General features: G+C 36.8%; 10 protein-coding genes. 2 read left to right on the top strand and 8 right to left on the bottom strand.

The window, feature by feature from the left end; translation table 11 throughout:
- Positions 1-49 precede the first annotated feature (49 nt).
- From DU508_RS09315 to DU508_RS09300, 4 genes are all read right to left on the bottom strand, one after another.
- A complete protein-coding gene (locus DU508_RS09315) occupies positions 50-1,054 on the bottom strand; it encodes a SusE domain-containing protein (RefSeq protein WP_115402524.1) in 1,005 nt (334 codons plus the stop codon).
- Between the two features lie 18 nt (positions 1,055-1,072).
- The gene (locus DU508_RS09310) at positions 1,073-2,656 is read right to left on the bottom strand and encodes a RagB/SusD family nutrient uptake outer membrane protein (protein ID WP_115402743.1); all 1,584 of its coding nucleotides are present in this window, start codon (positions 2,654-2,656) and stop codon (positions 1,073-1,075) included.
- A 96-nt stretch (positions 2,657-2,752) separates the two neighbouring features.
- The gene (locus tag DU508_RS09305; RefSeq protein ID WP_115402523.1) at positions 2,753-5,728 is read right to left on the bottom strand and encodes a SusC/RagA family TonB-linked outer membrane protein; all 2,976 of its coding nucleotides are present in this window, start codon (positions 5,726-5,728) and stop codon (positions 2,753-2,755) included.
- A 422-nt stretch (positions 5,729-6,150) separates the two neighbouring features.
- Entirely contained in the window at positions 6,151-7,176 is a 1,026-nt protein-coding gene (locus DU508_RS09300; RefSeq protein ID WP_115402522.1) for a LacI family DNA-binding transcriptional regulator, read from the bottom strand.
- A gap of 348 nt (positions 7,177-7,524) precedes the next feature.
- On the opposite strand from DU508_RS09300, the gene DU508_RS09295 reads away from it, so the two are divergent.
- Positions 7,525-7,884, top strand: a complete 360-nt coding sequence (locus tag DU508_RS09295; RefSeq protein WP_115402521.1) for a response regulator — start codon at positions 7,525-7,527, stop codon at positions 7,882-7,884.
- Positions 7,885-7,905: 21 nt separating this feature from the next.
- Here the strand turns inward: DU508_RS09295 and DU508_RS09290 are convergent, their stop codons facing one another.
- Positions 7,906-8,256, bottom strand: coding sequence for a DUF6717 family protein (locus tag DU508_RS09290; protein WP_115402520.1), 351 nt, complete (start codon positions 8,254-8,256; stop codon positions 7,906-7,908).
- A gap of 109 nt (positions 8,257-8,365) precedes the next feature.
- Here DU508_RS09290 and dinB point away from each other — a divergent pair, with 109 nt between their 5' ends.
- A complete protein-coding gene (gene dinB, locus DU508_RS09285; RefSeq protein ID WP_115402519.1) occupies positions 8,366-9,466 on the top strand; it encodes a DNA polymerase IV in 1,101 nt (366 codons plus the stop codon).
- Between the two features lie 278 nt (positions 9,467-9,744).
- Here the strand turns inward: dinB and DU508_RS09280 are convergent, their stop codons facing one another.
- The 3 genes from DU508_RS09280 to DU508_RS09270 form a co-directional block, all read right to left on the bottom strand.
- The gene (locus DU508_RS09280; RefSeq protein ID WP_115402518.1) at positions 9,745-12,216 is read right to left on the bottom strand and encodes a glutaminase family protein; all 2,472 of its coding nucleotides are present in this window, start codon (positions 12,214-12,216) and stop codon (positions 9,745-9,747) included.
- Between the two features lie 510 nt (positions 12,217-12,726).
- Positions 12,727-16,029, bottom strand: a complete 3,303-nt coding sequence (locus tag DU508_RS09275) for a DUF5107 domain-containing protein (RefSeq protein ID WP_115402517.1) — start codon at positions 16,027-16,029, stop codon at positions 12,727-12,729.
- Between the two features lie 87 nt (positions 16,030-16,116).
- The gene (locus DU508_RS09270; RefSeq protein WP_115402516.1) at positions 16,117-17,466 is read right to left on the bottom strand and encodes a sugar porter family MFS transporter; all 1,350 of its coding nucleotides are present in this window, start codon (positions 17,464-17,466) and stop codon (positions 16,117-16,119) included.
- Positions 17,467-17,532 lie beyond the last annotated feature (66 nt).

Genomic DNA, 17,532 nt, shown 5'->3' with positions numbered 1-17,532 from the left:
TGGGGATGACAGCGTAGAACTTTTTGGACATCCTTACCAAAATTGATTATTATAACTTGGTCATGGTATAAGAACCAGTTTTACCATCGGCATTTAAAGTTAATACCAGTTTGTAATTTCCGGCAGAAGTGACGTTGATGTCATTTCCATTATCACCAATATTGGTTCCCCAATCGTGGTTTCGTCTGAATTTAAAAGCACCAGGTGTTAAAGCAACCGTTGTTGTCCAGGTATTGTTACCATCATTTGTAGCTTTTAAATCTATATCTTTATCCCAGTTGCTCCCTGGTATAGCATTACCGATGATTGACCAATAATCAGCATCAGCAATTGTATAAACTAAAGTATTTAAATCAACGGTAAGTAGTTTAAAACCAGCCGAAACAGAGCTTATATCACCACCTGTAGTGCTTAATTTTCCGCCACCTGCATTACCATAAGCTATGTCCCATTTCTTAGCAGGTGTAATTTTAAAATTATCACCATCAAATTTGATGATACCTGAATAAACCCCATTTCCTGTAATGGAAACCAAACTATCAGCAGTTGCCGGGTTCCATCCCTGGTAATTTCCCGGAACATAAATCCAGGAAGTGAGCGGAAAAGGTTTCGCACTGATGGTTACCACATTACTGTAAACTGGTGCAACAGCGTTAGAGATAGAAGATTTCAAACGGATCTCAACTTCAGAAGTTGTAGTTGTTGATAAACCCAAAGCAAGAAGCAAATTATTAAAATCTAATCCATTGTAGCTTTTTGAGGTTACATTAACATCAAGCGGGGCTTCTTTTGGTTGAGCAAAGTTGGTTCCTTTGGCTGCTAATTGCAAAACGTTAGTGATTGCAGCATTGTAACCAAAGTTTGCGTTTGTTGTGGTAAACGTGATTACATCAGTTTCAAGTACAGATTTATCGAGCGTTACACTGGTAACAGAAGATTTTAATGAACCTCCTGTACCTGCGCTTGCGACAGTTTGTGTTTCGTCTTTTTTACAAGACCATAGCGATAAAGCAATGAAGCTTAACGCTAATAATTTATAAAATGTTGATTTCATATCTTATAATGATTAAGATTAATAACCTGTATTTTGTTTCAAGTTCGGATTGGCAATTAAATCTGCTGCTGGAATCGGATATAGATTACGGTGTGTGGGAACATTAGCTCCAGCTTTAACACCACCTTTAAATGGCCATAAATAGCTAGATCCTGTGAACTTACCATAACGAACCAAGTCTGTACGGCGATGACCTTCCCAGTATAACTCTCTTCCACGTTCATCTAAGAAGAAATCAACGCTAAGTGTAGAAACATCACCAGATGTATTACCATAAGCACGGCGACGCAGGTTGTTTACATAAGTTAGTGCTTGGGCTGTGCTACCACCGGAACCACCACGCATTACGGCCTCTCCATAAATTAAATATTGTTCTGCCAGGCGGAAAATTGCGAAATCCAACGAGCTGTATGTGCCACCTAATGAAGGAGGCGTAATACCTGTAGAAGTTACGTTTTTGAATTTTGTTACCCGTAAACCGTCTGTAAATACACCAATGTCATCAACATTAGCCTTTACTCCAAAGAAAATACCACGTTTATCTAATGTTCCGTTTGGATCTGGAAATAATGCAGGTAAATTTTGTCGGGTTCTGTTACCGCCCCAACCACCTGTTGGCACACCATAAGATGAGGGAACCATATCGGCATTAATAGCAGCATTGATCAGATAAGTTGTTCCTCCGTTGTTTGTTCCATTCACACCATCATAATTGATGGTTAGGATATTCTCAGCATTGTTCACATCGTTATCAGCCAGGAACAAATCTTTGTAATTTGCTTTTAAAGCATAGCTGGCACCGATAACTTTACTTGAATAAGTGATGGCTTCAGTATATTTTGCAGTACCGGTATACACTTGTGCATTTAAATACAATCTGGCTAATAAAGCCCAATCAGCGCCCTTATCTGCACGACCATATTCGTTTGTGCGAGGTTCAGCTAAATCACCTTCAATCGCTTTTAATTCAGATTCCACATAGTTGAATAAAGCAGCCCTTGTAATTTGTTTTGGAGCAACTTTACCAATTGCATCTTCTTCAGTAACAAATGGTGGATTGCCATAAGCATCCATCAATACCCAGTATTGATAAGCACGTAGGAAACGAGCTTCTGCACGGTATCTCGTGATAGCTGTTGCATCAGCACCTGTAATATTACGACTTGCCAATTTATCAGGAGTGCTTTCGCGAAGGAACTCATTTGCAACCGTAATTTGCAGAATGCTTCTTGAATATAAACCTCTTAGGAACTGATTATCAACAGACCAGGTAGAATAGTCCAATTCAGGAATACCGGTATCTCCCCAGGAACACACGGCCTCATCGGTAGTTAATTCTTGTGACATCCAGAATAGCCTTAAAAAATCTGCAAAACCAGAATTTAAGCCACCTACATCACTTCCATCAGCACCTTGAGGGCTGGTTAGTGCATAAGTTGCATATAGCTTTACCAGTGCCGCTTTATAACCCGCAGGTGTTGCATACACTGTAGCAGCCGTTACATCATTGGTTGGGGTTAAATCTAAATCCCCCTTTTTACATGCATTTAATGACAACAATAAAAACCCTGCTGCCAATATCGTTTTAAATGATTTTTTCATCTTTAGTATATTTTCTTTGATAGATATGAAAGCTATCATGGACTTTCTTAATTGAAGAATATTGCTGCTCATGATAACTTTCTGCTCTATTTTTTATTAAAAACCAACATTTAAACCTAAAGTATATGTTCTTGGTCTAGGATATAAATTATAGTCGATACCCGTAATCAATTCCGGATCTAAGCCTTTATATTTAGATACCACAAAAACATTCTGGCAGTTTGCCGAAATACGCATAGTTGTATTGCCTGTTTTAGATAATTTACCAAAGTTGTATGATAAGCCAACATTATCCATTTTCAAAAACGATGCGTTTTTCACGTAGTAATCACTCATGTATTGATTGGTTTGGAAATTTGTATTCAGGAAATCTGAACTTGCGTTGTTAATTAAACCACTAGGACTTAAGATATTTGATCTTACACCAAAATTTGATGAAACGTTATCATAAACATAGTTACCCAGGTTTGCTCTCAATACAGTTGTTGCAGTCCAGTTTTTATAAGTAAATGAAGTGTTAAAACCGAAAGTAAAGTTTGGATCAGGAGATTTGTAAAAATACTGATCGCTTGTATTAATTACACCATCGCCATTTAGATCTTCATAAACACCTTCTAAGGGAACGCCACTGGCATTGTAAACTTGTTTGTAAACAAAGAATGAACCTGGTAATTGATTAACTGCATTATACTTTAATGTAACACCAGTTCCACCGGCGATATCACCTGCTCCAACTTTCGATCCCGGATCAGGATTTAAAGTTAAATTAGTAACTTTTCTTTTGTTGTAAGCAGCGTTGAAACCAAAATCCCAGGTAATATCATTGCTTTGAATAGCCACAAAGTTTAAACTTGCCTCAATACCTTTAACTTCCATATTTCCAACGTTTGTGGTTAATAAGTTGCTAAAGTTTGTTCCTACAGGAATATTGATTGTACTTAATAAGTCTTTTGTTTTTTTGAAGTATGCATCAATACTACCATATAATCTTCCCTTCAGGAAACCATAATCCAAACCAGCATTATAGGTTGTTGTTGTTTCCCATTTCAAATCAGGATCATAGGCAGCAGGGCTAAAATAGTTATAAAAAGTATTTCCTACCTGATACTGTCCCTGATTGGTATTGGCATAATATTTTGCTAAATAATCATAGTTGCCGATTCCGTCTTTATTACCGGTTTGACCATAACTCAACCTCAATTTCAGGTCAGATATAACTTTGCTGTCTTTTAAAAATTCTTCTCCAACTACTCTCCATGTGAAAGCTGCAGACGGGAAGTACCCCCAACGATTATCAGCAGAGAACTTAGAAGAAGCATCAGCACGCATAGTACCAGATAAGATATATTTATCCGCTAAAGTGTAAGTAAACCTTCCATAGTAGGAAAGCAATTTATTTTGCTCAACAGCAAATGGGAAAACCGGTGTGGTTAAAAGTGTGCCCAAGCCATTGTATGAATTATAATTATAGTTGGTTACCGCATCGTCATAATAACCATAACCAGCAGTTACATCAAATCTACTTTTAATACTTTCTACAGTTTTAGCATAGTTTAAATAAAACTCAGAAAATTTATTTACTTCGGTGTTTTTTCTGTTAGTAGCAGAGCCTAAAGTAGAAAAGCTTTGAGCAGCAAAAGGAGGAACGGTTGTAGAACCATAACCTTTAGAAACGTCATAACCCAGGTTTAAGTTAGCGTGTAATTCCGGAAGGAAGTGAAAGGAGTAATCAAATTTGGCATTACCAAAACTTCTGGCTGCATTGCCATGATTATCTTGTAAACGAATTAAGGCAACTGGATTGCGTGGAGCATTTGGATTTAGACTGCCATCTCCTCTTAACCATTCAAAATATCCGCCGTATGTAGCCGGACCTGAAACGGACTGAGTTGGATCGAATTGGATAGCATTACCAATAGCACCATCATTAGGATATTGTGATTCGGTTAATGCACCTTTTAAGTTTAAATCGATTTTTAAGTGATCTTGAAACAACCTTGGAGAAACGGTAATTGCACCAGTAGCCCTTTTCAAGTTACCCCTGATCAAAACCCCATCCTGATTTAAATAACCTGCTGAAACACGATATGGAAGGCCCTTAAAAGTGCCGGCGATGCTTAAATTATTATCAGTTGTAAAAGCATTTCTGTAAATTTCATCTTGCCAATCGGTATTTGCACCTCCCAAAATTGATTTGAATGATTTACCATCATCATAAGTAACTTCCGGATGCGCATTCACATAATCTCTTATTTGAGCGGCAGAAAGCACATCGACTTTTTTAGCAACCGTTGCAATGGAATTATTTGTGCTAAAAGTGATTTGAGGTGCGCCAGAAGATCCTTTTTTAGTTGTAATTAAGATTACACCATTTGAAGCCCTTGAACCGTAAATTGCAGTTGCATTCGCATCTTTTAATACCGTAAAAGTTTCGATATCGTTAGGATTAATTAAAGAAAGCGGGCTTGGTGCGTTACCAATACTATTTCCACTAAAAGGGACTCCATCTACAACGATTAAAGGATCGTTACTTGCATTTAACGAAGCTCCTCCACGAATACGGATTGTACTACCACCGCCTGGTGAACCGCCACCCGAGATAATATTAACCCCGGCAACTTTACCCTGAATCAACTGCTCTGGCGTAGTAATAGTACCTTTCTGGAAATCTTTTGAATTTACGGTTGTGATGGAACCGGTTAAGTTTTTCTTTTCTGCCGTACCGTAACCAATCACCACAACTTCATTAAGTTTTTGTGCATCTGGTACTAATTGAAAATTAACTGTAGCGTTTGCCGAAACGGTAACAGCTTTATCAAGGGTTTGATAACCAATGAAACTCACCGATAAAGTAATTGAGCCATTTGTTAGCCCGATCAATTTGAAGTCACCATTTGCATCGGTAGAAGTACTTCTTGTTGTTCCTTTAACAATTACTGAAGCGCCAGGCAAAGGTTGGCCGGTTTCATCAAGCACTTTTCCAGATACTGATCCGGTTTGTGCCTTTACAATTAATGCTGAAAAAATCAACAGCATCAAAAGCCCCTGTTTTAACAGGTAAAATACTTTCATATTCGAAGCTCGTTTAAGTATAAAAATTTGGTTAAATATTATAGTGATTTACACATAGGCCTAATTTACAGCACTTAATGATATTTCAAAATTTATTTAAAAAATATATTTTCTGCCTGAAAACTTCATTCAGAAAATTAATAAAATGTTCATTTTTTCTTAACACAAAAATGAAATAGAAAACAATTTTTAATCTATAATTAATTGATAATCAAAAAATTAAAAAACAAAACACAGAAAATAAAGTGTATTTTTTACACTAAGCATTTTTTTACCGTTTTTTCGGGAACGTTCCCGAAAAAACGACATGAATTTCCGGCTCAATTTCGGGAACGTTCCCGAAATTGAGCCGGAATTCTGCGTATTTTACACTAAGTGCTGAAATTTTTTGGAAATTTCAGCCTAAAAAAACGCAAGATTTTTTAGTGATTTTTGGGCTCTTTTGAAGTAGAATTTCTCACAATGATTTTGGATTGTAAAATTACCTCATTGAATAAGTTTTTATCCTCATTATCATCTAATATTTTAAATAATAATTTAGCCGCTTGTTCTCCAATTTCTGTAGCGGGTTGCGTGATGGTGGTTAAAGAAGGATTTAAAAGCGGGGCAATCTCCAGGCTTGAAAAACTAATCACTTTTAAGTCTTGGGGAATGTTTATGCCTAAATCATAGCAAGCATAATAAGTTGCAAAAGCTAAACGCTCAACAGAAGTAAAAACTCCATCAGGTTTTAATTGATGAAGTGCATCTTTAATAATGATGCTATTTTCCTCATAACTATTACTACAATCAATAATTAAGTTTTCTTCGAAAGGAATGTGGTACTTTTCAAGTGCATCTATATAGCCCTTCATCCTGGTTTTACCAATAGATAAGCTTTTGTTTACCACCAGGTAGGCTATGCGCCTGCAACCTTGTTCAATTAAGTGTTCTGTTGCCAGAAAGCTGCTATTATAATCATTAGTGATTACTCTTGGTGTTTCAATATCTTCATAAATCCTATCGAAAAAAACCAGAGGCAATCTTTTAGTTCCGAATTTATTCAGATAGTTATGATCATTTGCCTCGCCCGAAACGGACATGATAATGCCATCGGCTCTTCCATTGTGTAAGTGACGAATAAAGTTTACTTCCTTTTTGTAATCATCATCGGTAACATAAATTAAAATATGGTAGCCGTTTTCCCTGGCAACTCTTTCTATTCCGTGAATAGCTTGAGAAAAGTAATTATTGGCCAATTCAGGAACAATAACCGCAATGGTTTTACTTTTTTGTTCTCTTAAATTACTTGCATAATGATTTGGCTGGTAATTAAGCTCTTTGGCTTTTGCCAAAATACGCTCTTTAGTAGTGCCACTAATATCACTATTATCTCTAAAAGCTCTTGAAATGGTCGAAGTAGACAGGTTTAAGGCTTCGGCTAATTTCTTAATATTAATGCTATCCATCGTGGCTATCAAACCTTTTTTTAAATTCCGTTGTAAATATAAACTATAATATTTCGAAATAAACAAATGTGATTTTGCAAAAGAAGTTAATTTATCGAAACTAACACTTCTAAATATGGTTTAAAAGTAAAGCTTATAATTAGTGCCATATGAATACAATTAAACATCTACTTCAAAATCTGTGAATAAATGGAAAAAAAGACTTAATGGGCAACGGTAATTTGGAAATATATATATCATTTTTTTAAAAACAAAAAATAACTTTCAAGTATTAATACTTATGCACAAATGATCATATTTGCCTTTTATAAATTAATTTAACAATTACTATGGTTAAAATTTACATCAATGGGAACTAAGAAAATACTCATCGCTGATGATGATGAAGGGATTGTGGATGCCGTGACGATGATATTAGAGGTTATGGGGTATGAAGTTGAATATACTTACGATGGCGGAGCTGTGATCGATGCCGTTAAAAACAGGCCCGATTTAATTTTGCTTGATATCTGGATGAGCGGCCATGATGGACGCGATATTTGTAAACAATTAAAAAACGATCCTCAATATAATGAAATACCAATTTTAATGATTTCGGCAAGCAGGGATATTCGTCAATCTGCTCTGGATGCGGGCGCTAATGATTTTATGGAAAAACCTTTTGAAATGGATTCACTTTTAAATAAGGTGGATTTTCTTTTAAATTAAACCCATAATCTTTTACAGAGCCTACACTTTTTTAAAATAAATTCGCTCTGGCAATTGCTTAAAAACAAATTCTGTGACATGGCATAACCATAGCTTATGGTTTTTAATTTCTCCCCTGAAGTTTTCTAATATATAATCTCCGCCTCCACCAAGGTTTTCTTCACGGATATAAACCAGATCCAGAATCTCTGCGTTTTTGAGATAGTTGTCGGACATGAGCAATTTACATTCGTTATCAGATCCTTCAAGCCAGTTTAACAAAACATCAGCACCCTCTACCATTTGCAATTCCGCGATATCTCCTCCCCACTCAGGAATATCTGCATACCATTCCTGTTTCGCATTCTTGTAAAATCTGATGGCTCGTTTCATATTTTGTAAAGAAAAAAAATCTAATTCAATTATGAAGATAAAAATCGCGATTTTTAAAAAACCTTTATTCTTTAATTTGTGAATAAACTTTAATAGAGATTAAAAATCAATGTCTGATCAAACTCCACCTGTTTTAAGAAAGATAATCCATATTGACATGGATGCATTTTATGCTTCCGTAGAGCAACGGGATTTTCCAGAGTACAGAGGAAAACCTATAGTGGTTGGTGGAAAACCAGATAGCAGAGGAGTAGTGGCAACGGCAAGTTATGAAGCCAGGCAGTATGGCATAAAATCGGCTATGTCGTGCAGCAAGGCCTATCAACTTTGTCCTACGGCTATCTTTGTTTATCCGAGATTTGATGCTTACAGCGCCGTATCAAGAGCCATTAGAGAAATTTTTAGCCGGTATACCGATATTATTGAACCTTTATCTCTTGATGAAGCCTATTTAGATGTAACCGAAGACAAACTGGGAATAGGATCGGCAATTGATATTGCGAAATCCATTAAAGATGCCATCAAAAAAGAATTGAACTTAACCGCATCTGCAGGGGTTTCTGTAAATAAGTTTGTGGCCAAAGTTGCTTCTGACATGAATAAACCTGATGGATTAACATTTATAGGTCCATCAAAAATTAAAAGCTTTATGGAAAAGCTGCCCATTGAAAAATTCTTCGGAGTGGGGAAGGTAACCGCAGCAAGAATGAAAGCCATGCAAATTAACACTGGCGCAGATTTAAAGAAACTGACTGAATCTCAACTCGTTGCCCAGTTCGGCAAATCAGGGAAATTTTATTACAAAATCGTACGTGGAATAGATGATCGCCCTGTTCGATCCAACCGCGAAACAAAATCTGTTGGTGCTGAAGATACTTTGGCAGAAGATACCAACGAGGATGCTGTAATGCATGATTTACTTAGACAAATTAGCGAAACCGTAGCAAAACGACTACAAAAATATCAGTTGAAAGGTAAAACTGTCACGCTCAAAATCAAGTTTGAAGATTTCAAATTAATTACCAGAAGCAGATCTTTTTCAATGCCCATAAATGAGGCTGAAAACATTTATGCAGAAGCGATTAAATTACTTAACGAAGCAAATATCGGATTTGCCAAAGTACGTTTGCTTGGCATCACGCTATCCCGCTTTTATGATGACGCGCCCCTGGAAAATGTAGAGCGCAATCAATTAGAATTTGATTTTTGATTAAAAAAAGAGGCTGTCTAAAAATTCTCGTTTAGCCCTCTTCTACTTTTCTGGTTGACACATCTTAAACTTTGCATCATACTCAATTTATGGGGTATCCTAATGGGTTTTCAAGCGTTTCGTCATTCCCTATTTGATAGGGAATCTTAAAGCGTTGGGTTTTCGCTTTAAGATCCCCGTCTGCGTGGGAAAAGACGGGAGGGGTTGAGCTATTTGCTTATTACCTGCCATTAGACAAGCTAAGCCGTTCGTCATCCCTGGCTTATTACCAGCTATTATTACTTTGAATTTAATTTATCTGAAAGCATTTTCATATAGAAACCACCTACCACACTACGTGCCTTGAAATTATCACGAATACCAGTATTTGAATCGTAAAAATCGTTCAAAGGAACCCTTGATTCTGTTTCGATCGCATGTTTATAAACCGGATGAACCAATGCTTCAAATTCCCTTTGTGTAGGTGCAAAAGTTGCGGTCCATAAAATCCAGTCGTTTTTAGTATATGCTTTTCTACTGTCCAATGGAATACCGTATTTATTTTGCTTTGTTAAATAATATTTTGTTTCTGTGTCATAAATTTTTTGAGGAAACAAATTTAAACCCAAAACCTTATCCCAAACCAGGTTATATTTTTGGCTCCAGGTATTTTTATTATCGAAAGTTAAAGCATAGTGATCTCCTGCATCTGCCATTTCCATCCATTTAGGAACCATGCTTTCTGCAATTGCTCTATATTTCTTTGCGGTTTCATCATAACCTAAAGTTTGAGCCATTTGTGCATAGCAGGCAATTCCAACAATTGCTTTTATTGATAAGTTTGCATTTCTAGCCAGGTGGCCGGCAAAATCATCTGTACACAACTGTGTTTTTGGATCCAGACCTTCCTTGGTTAAGTAATCAACCCAGGTAGTTAAAGTTTTCCAGTGTTTCTTTGCATAATTTGCATTTCCTTGTACTTTGGCAATTGCGGCAGTTAAAATAATCATGTTTCCGGATTCTTCAACGGGCATTGGTTCTCCATAAGTTTGGCCATTGGCTAAAGGATAAGTCCCTAAATCATGGGCAGCCCAGGGGTGTGGATATTTGCCACTTTCGCTAAAATAGAAAATACCATTTAACATTCCCTGCAATAAAGTTGGATTGTAAATTAAATATAAGGGTGCCGATGGATAGGTCACATCAACCGTGTTAATGAATCCTCCGCTGTTATTTTCTTTTGATAACCATAATATTTCTCCCTGGGGGCTTTTAACCAGGGTATGTGCCGCAATGCTTTGACGGTAAGCTAAAACACAAAGATCGGCATATTCTTTACCTCCTGATTTTAGTGCATCAGCATATAAATTTTTATTAAAAGACTCACATTTCTGGATCACCGATTTGTACTCATTGGCAGCATTGGTTAACTGGCCTTCAATGGTTTCTTTACCTGACGTATTCCACCATGGTCTTAAATTTTGATTGAAGTATTGAATTGAATAAATTTCATCGTAACCTAATTCCACGAATTTTTCTACCGGGGTTTTACCAACACTTCCGAAGGGGATAATGGTATTTAATGCAAGCACTTTTCCTTGCTTAGCCGTTGATGCTGAGTTTCCTTTTCTAAATGCACTGATGGCATCTTTCTCTGCAGTTACAAACTGAATGGCATTACTTGTTTTTGGAGCAGCAACATAAAAATAACCCCAGTCAATCCGCATATCATCACTACCTTTTTTAAGTATTGGCTGTTCTACTGTGCCTGCTTTTAAAATTGATAATTTTGAGGTGGCGTATTTTGTAGTAGTTACCTCTTGCGATGGCTTATAAACTGCAATATTTGATGATGCACTTAGATAAACCTTAACATCATGTGCTTTGCTGTCGTTTGCTTTTACCTGGTATGACACATAAGATATTGGTCGTGCGAATAAACCTAAATCATTCATTAACAAAGGAGAAGTGAAAGTTAACTTTAAATCAACCTTGCCGCAGGTAAAATTGTAAATGGTTTGAGTAGCATTAATATCAATGCTTTTTTGTTTGGCCAGCTGGACCTTTTGTGCATTGTCTTTTTCTTTATCAACCAATCCGAAATCGAGGTAACGGCCACCAGCAGTATTCAGCAGATGTATTGCAATTACATTATTGCCTGCTTTTAACGCATTTTTATCGCTGTTATTCAAGGCAATGTATTGGAAAGTGTTGGTCCAACCTTCTTTGGTATAAATTTTCTTTCCATTTAAAAATATTTCAATGTTATCATCGTGATTTATTTTTAAGAAAAGTTCATTTATTGATTGAGGATTGGCCACATTAAAAGTTCTTCTTACCCAAATATCATGTGATCTCCATAATGTTTTAACATTTTTAGCATCATCTCCAATCGGTGCTGAACCTGTTTTCCAATCGCTTGCTGCATAGTCTATTGATTTCCAATCGCCTTGTGGTTCAGTTTCTGTGTATTTCACGTCATAACTTTTCTCATCTGACGTTGGAACAATGGTTTTATAACTCGCTGTTTCTTTACCTAAGAAACGATAAATGCTGCCGTCAACATTAATTAAACCTAAAAGGGAGTGTTCTGCTCCGGTCCAGTGTTCTGTTGATGATTCGTTTAACTTATCGGTGCCTGACCAAATACTGAAATAGGTATTATGCGTGATTAATGGATAAGATGGTGCCTTTCGATCCTGAGCATTGAGCAACCCGTTCAGGAAAATGCAACCAAACAGGATTAAAAATTTCAAAGTGTTAGTGTTCATAATGTGTGTGTTAATAATTTTCGGTTAGAAAGCAAACTAGTTAAACGTTTTACTAAAGTAGTAATTTTAGATTAACCAAGCATTTGTTTTTTTAGACCTTACACTAACGAATCGCATCCAGAATGGAAAATTTTACGAGAATAACAATAATAAAATAAAAATTTATAAAAATTGTCATAATGACACTTAATAAAATAAAAAAATACTAACAAATGCGCAATAAAAAAGAAATAATACAAATTATTAAATTAGTTATAATGTCTTTTACCAAAGTGTATATTAAATTAGTTTTTTATTAACTAAACATCTGTTTTTAGCTAAACATTTTTCCAATCATGATGGGATTAACCTTGATTTTCTCGAAACCAATTCCGGCACGCAATATTGAGAACATATAATCTTTTTAGATAATTAGGATAATACTATTAAATAAATCCAAAATAATAAAGAGACTGTCTAAGTCTTATAAAGATTCCCGATTATTTGGGATGGCGGATTCGGTTTGATTTCTCATTTTACAGTTATTCCGACTAAAAAATTTTGGTGGATAACAACTCCAACGTGGCTTTTTTCAAGCGCTAAAACCGCTGCAAAAGATCCAGCCGCTTTTTCCAATTGCTTAAGTCCTAAATAGCCCAATCCTTGCATATATAAACAATGAATGTTATTGCGTTTATCTAAATCATCTTCCCAAATGGTTAAATCTGGTAGTGATACCGCAAAATAATCGATGGTAACTTTATCATTTAAATGCTTTTGCGCATAGTTTATTAACTTTTCAAAACGCAAATTTGCTTCAGCATGCCTGTTTAATTGAATTAAGGCCAAGCCTTGATAAAAAATCTTATCAGGTTGCTGATCATTATAAAAAATAGCAGCAGCAGGCTCGCTTAAGCCTTTGGCCGCTTTCTCCCAATAATGGCTTGCCTCATTAATGTCGTTCAACTTTTCATACGCCACACCCAGCCAATAAAAAATATCATTTTCCTGTGCGCCAGTCAATTTACCTTCGGCCAGGTTATGCGGATAATATTGCGCATCAGTAAGATACTGAATAGCTACATTGTAATTTTCATCAGCGATAGCTTGTTTTGCCATTTCTACGAGCGAAGTTACATATTGAATGGCCACTTTACCTTCTCCACCTTCCCAGGGATGGAAAATTCTATTCTGTAATAAATCAAAAGCTTTTTGATATTCGCCGCTGAGGTTTAACAAAGTGATGTATTCGAGATAAACATCATCGCGTTGCAATACCAGATCTTTATTTTGCGTTAAAAATTGAAGCCTGAAATCCAGGTCTTTATTTACCCTTTTATATAACTGATCCAATTCCATCAGAATTCGGGCATCATTTTTATCCAGCTCAAAAGCTTTTTCCAATAATTCTACAGCGTTTTCCTGTTTATCGGTTTTATTATAATAAGCCAATGCAAGGTTACGCTGAACGGTTGGGAAGCCTGCATCAATTGCTATCGATTTTTGCCAGCAATCAATAGCTTCATCATAATATTTGGAAGCATACCAAAAATTGCCCAAATAATAAGGTGCTTTAGCATCATCAGGATTTTGTTTAATTGCTTCCTGCAGGGCTAAAACAGCTTCGATATGGTTGGGAAAACAATATGCTGGATTTGCATGAGCTGCTTTTTTATACGTTTCTTTGGCAAGCTCTCTGTTGCCTGTTTTATTATAAAACCAGGCCAGGTAATAATAAGCCAATGGGTAAACTTCTGCTTGAAGTTCAATGCCTGCATTTAACAATAAAATAGCTTCATGGTATAAACCTGCGGCCGCATAATCAAGAGCATATTCGATATAGGTATGAATATTTTTCCTGATTAAATGATTAAATCGGCTTAAATCTTCGGAGGCTTCAGATAAAAGGTATTTCTCAAAGTGTATTCCAAAATTAAAATGATCATCTGCCAAATAAGTTTCGGCAATGGATAATGCATTTTTCGTTTTCCCCAATTTGCGTAAAATCGCCACATGCAAATGCAAAGCTTTTTGATCGTTGGTATTTTTGGAGATCGATTTTTCTATATGTACTAAACCATTCTCCAAATCGCCTTTAATGATATCAAGCTGTGTAATATAAAAATACCCCTGATTTTGCCAGGCCGCATTCCAGATTGATTTATAGAAGGCATCATACGCTTCATCAAATTTATCCTGTAATTTTAACGATAGCCCTAAGTTAAAATATGGTTCGCCATCATAAGGATTTGGATTTCTTTCTGTTAAGGTTTTTATTGCTGTTTTAAAATAAAGCTCCGCATCTTCAAATTTACCTTTCCTTAGTTTTAAAAGCCCGATTGCATTATTACACCTAATGTCTCCAGCATCTCTGCTCAAAGCTTCATTGTAATAATCAAACGGATTATAGGTAGCATGTCGGTATTGTTCCAAATGCAATCCTGTTAAGAAAAGTTGTTCGTTGTTTTCAATGTCTTTTGGTGCCTTTGCGGGTTTTGCAGGCTTGGGAATAGCCTTTTCATTTTCGCCCTCCCATTTCCAATCGACCAACACATTGCCTTTCTCATCCGTAACACGAATGAATAACTGGTCAGGCTCTCCTCCAAAATACAGTTCTTTATCATAAGAACACGTTGGCGAAGCATCATAGCCATCAGTTAATAACTCTTGATCGCCATTTTTAAGCACAATTTTTGCATCTGGATAAACACCCGTGGTATAAACTTTAACGATTAATTTTCCATCAGCCAGTTCGATATTAACCATGGCATTTTTAGAGGCATTTTTTACCACGCCCAAATCGCGGTATGGCATATAATATTGTACAAAATCTTTGTACTCGCCTGGCATGATCCATGAAAAATCGGGCTGGTTATCCGTATAAACACCACACATTAATTCGATGTATGGCCCATCTTCATCGGTAAGGTTTCTATCCCAGGCTTGTCCAAAATCTCCATTGCCCCATGTCCATTGTTTTTTGCCTGGCGATATATGATGATTGGCCACATGCAATAAACCACCCTTGCTGTCATTCTCATAACCACCTACAAAATTGTATTTGGAAGAAACCGCCATATATGAGGTAGGGACAGGGATATTCTTATAGCGTGAGATATCTGTACCAGGCGAGTAATCAACTTTGTAATAAGTTCCTTTGGCAATGGGGAATGAAGAAACATCGCGTTTACCATGATCGAAAACCGCATTCACATCTGGCGGAAAAACAGATTGATAATCATCATTAACTTTTACTGCTGGATTTGCCCACCATAAAAACGTTTGCGCAAAAGGTGTTCTATTATACAGTTTGCCATTTATTTCGAGGTAGTTTTTATCAGGATATAATGTAAAACCAATGGTTCCCTTTGTTCTGAACATTCTTTCCACTTCACTGCACCAAACCGTTGCACTGCCATCTTCACTCTCTTCAAAGTAAAAATCAACTGCATCGAAAGTTGAAGGACGATGATGCTGAGGCCAGTTAAATTCGATGCCACCAGAAATCCAAGGACCAGTTAAGCCTACTAAAGCTGGTTTAATAACCTGATTATAATAAATAAAATGACGATTTTTAGTTTTATCGAAAGCCATTTGTACCCTGCCCCCGAGTTCGGGCAAAATCATGATTTTAACAAAATCATTTTCCAGATAAACTGCATTATAGGTTTTATCTGTTTTTTCATCGGCAATTTTCTCAATAACAGGATATGGATATACCGATCCGCTACTTCCCTGATAAACCCTCTTTTCAATAAATACAGGATTTTTTTCTGGCAAACCAACCTCGTAGGTTGGGATCACAACGGCTTCTGCCCAAACTTTAACTTTCATAAACACCAATTAAGCGTTCTATTTTTTAATCTGCGTAATAATACTACAGGATTTAACTATTAACAATTGAATAAATACCTATTTAACTTAATGGCCAATCAAACTGGTTTCCAGTTCTTCCAGGGTTTGCCCCTTTGTTTCTTTTACCTTGCTCTTAATAAAGAAAAATCCTGCCAGGCAAATCACGGCGTAAAGGTAAAACGGACCAAAAGCACCAAGCCATTCGGCCAAAATCGGGAAGGTAAATACCAGCACAAAATAAGCGCTCCATAGTGCAACTATTGCTATTGATGATGCTTTTCCCCTTATGCTGTTGGGAAAAATTTCTGAGATTAAAACCCAGGTAACGGGTGCCAGAGAAGTAGCATAGGTAGCAATAGCAAGAAGTACAAAAACCGAAACCAAATTGGCGTGAGCATTACTTTGCAGCAGAAAAGCCAGCACAATATACAAAACCGATAAGCCCAGCGAACCAATGAGCATTAATGGTCTGCGGCCCAACTTATCTACCTGCCACATGGCAATCAGGGTAAATATAAGGTTAACAATCCCGATGGCAACCGTTTCAAAAAGCTGCCTGTCGAGCTTAGCGCCTACTGCTTCGAAAATGGTGGAGGTGTAATTAAAAACCACATTGATCCCACACAACTGCTGAAAAACCGCTAAGGTAATGCCAACCACTACCGCTGGGCGAATGGCCTTTGCAAAAACAGCTTTGTAACTTTGCTTTTCCTCGCCCCCTTGCATGGAATTATTGATTTTGGTAAAGGTTTGATCTACAAAATAGGCATTGCCAATTTTAGAAAGCACTTTTTTCGCCTGATCTATTTTACCTGCTTTAATGAGCCAACGCGGACTTTCGGGCAGCCATAAAACCCCAAGTAAAAACAAGCCAGAAGGGATTGCCCCTAAACCAAACATCCACCTCCAGGCATTATCTCCATAATCTGCCAGTTTATAGTTAACCAAATTAGTGACCAAAATTCCAATTACTACCGTTAATTGGTTAATGGCCACATTTCTTCCGCGTTTTTCGGGAGGAGAAACCTCTGCAATGTACATCGGGCTTAACATGGATGCCATTCCAACCCCAATACCTGCCGCAAAACGCATGAGGATAAAAACAGTGAGATTGTGAGAAAACGCCATCCCGATGGAAGATATAGCAAAAATAACAGCGGCCAACATAAGCCCGGGTTTTCTGCCCTTGCTATCGGCAATGTTACCAGCCATGAGGCAGCCTACAATACAGCCCAATGCCAAAGATCCTGTTAAGAAGCCTTCCCAATACGCATTTAGTGCAAATTCTGTACGCAAAAAGGGTAATGCCCCAGATATAACTGCAAAATCGAACCCAAAAAGATAGCCTCCAAGTGCAGATATAAATGAGATGCCTAAGATGTAGGTGTTATGGTAAGTAACCGTTTGATTATTCATATTAATTTATATTGGTTAGCAGCTCGACCTAAAATCGAACATCCAAAACTAAATATCCAATCCTAA

This window comes from Pedobacter chinensis (genome assembly GCF_003339865.1).
GTDB lineage: Bacteria > Bacteroidota > Bacteroidia > Sphingobacteriales > Sphingobacteriaceae > Pedobacter > Pedobacter chinensis.
The sequence above is the reverse complement of the archived record's forward strand: the minus strand, read 5'-3'. Positions and strand labels throughout refer to the sequence as shown.

Bases quoted from the DNA above. Each gene is read 5' to 3' on its own strand.
- DU508_RS09305 (WP_115402523.1), bottom strand. From the start codon at position 5,728: ATGAAAGTATTTTACCTGTTAAAACAGGGGCTTTTGATGCTGTTGATT.
- DU508_RS09300 (WP_115402522.1), bottom strand. From the start codon at position 7,176: ATGGATAGCATTAATATTAAGAAATTAGCCGAAGCCTTAAACCTGTCT.
- DU508_RS09270 (WP_115402516.1), bottom strand. From the start codon at position 17,466: ATGAATAATCAAACGGTTACTTACCATAACACCTACATCTTAGGCATC.
- DU508_RS09310 (WP_115402743.1), bottom strand. From the start codon at position 2,656: ATGAAAAAATCATTTAAAACGATATTGGCAGCAGGGTTTTTATTGTTG.
- DU508_RS09295 (WP_115402521.1), top strand. From the start codon at position 7,525: ATGGGAACTAAGAAAATACTCATCGCTGATGATGATGAAGGGATTGTG.
- DU508_RS09315 (WP_115402524.1), bottom strand. From the start codon at position 1,054: ATGAAATCAACATTTTATAAATTATTAGCGTTAAGCTTCATTGCTTTA.
- dinB (WP_115402519.1), top strand. From the start codon at position 8,366: ATGTCTGATCAAACTCCACCTGTTTTAAGAAAGATAATCCATATTGAC.
- DU508_RS09275 (WP_115402517.1), bottom strand. From the start codon at position 16,029: ATGAAAGTTAAAGTTTGGGCAGAAGCCGTTGTGATCCCAACCTACGAG.
- DU508_RS09290 (WP_115402520.1), bottom strand. From the start codon at position 8,256: ATGAAACGAGCCATCAGATTTTACAAGAATGCGAAACAGGAATGGTAT.
- DU508_RS09280 (WP_115402518.1), bottom strand. From the start codon at position 12,216: ATGAACACTAACACTTTGAAATTTTTAATCCTGTTTGGTTGCATTTTC.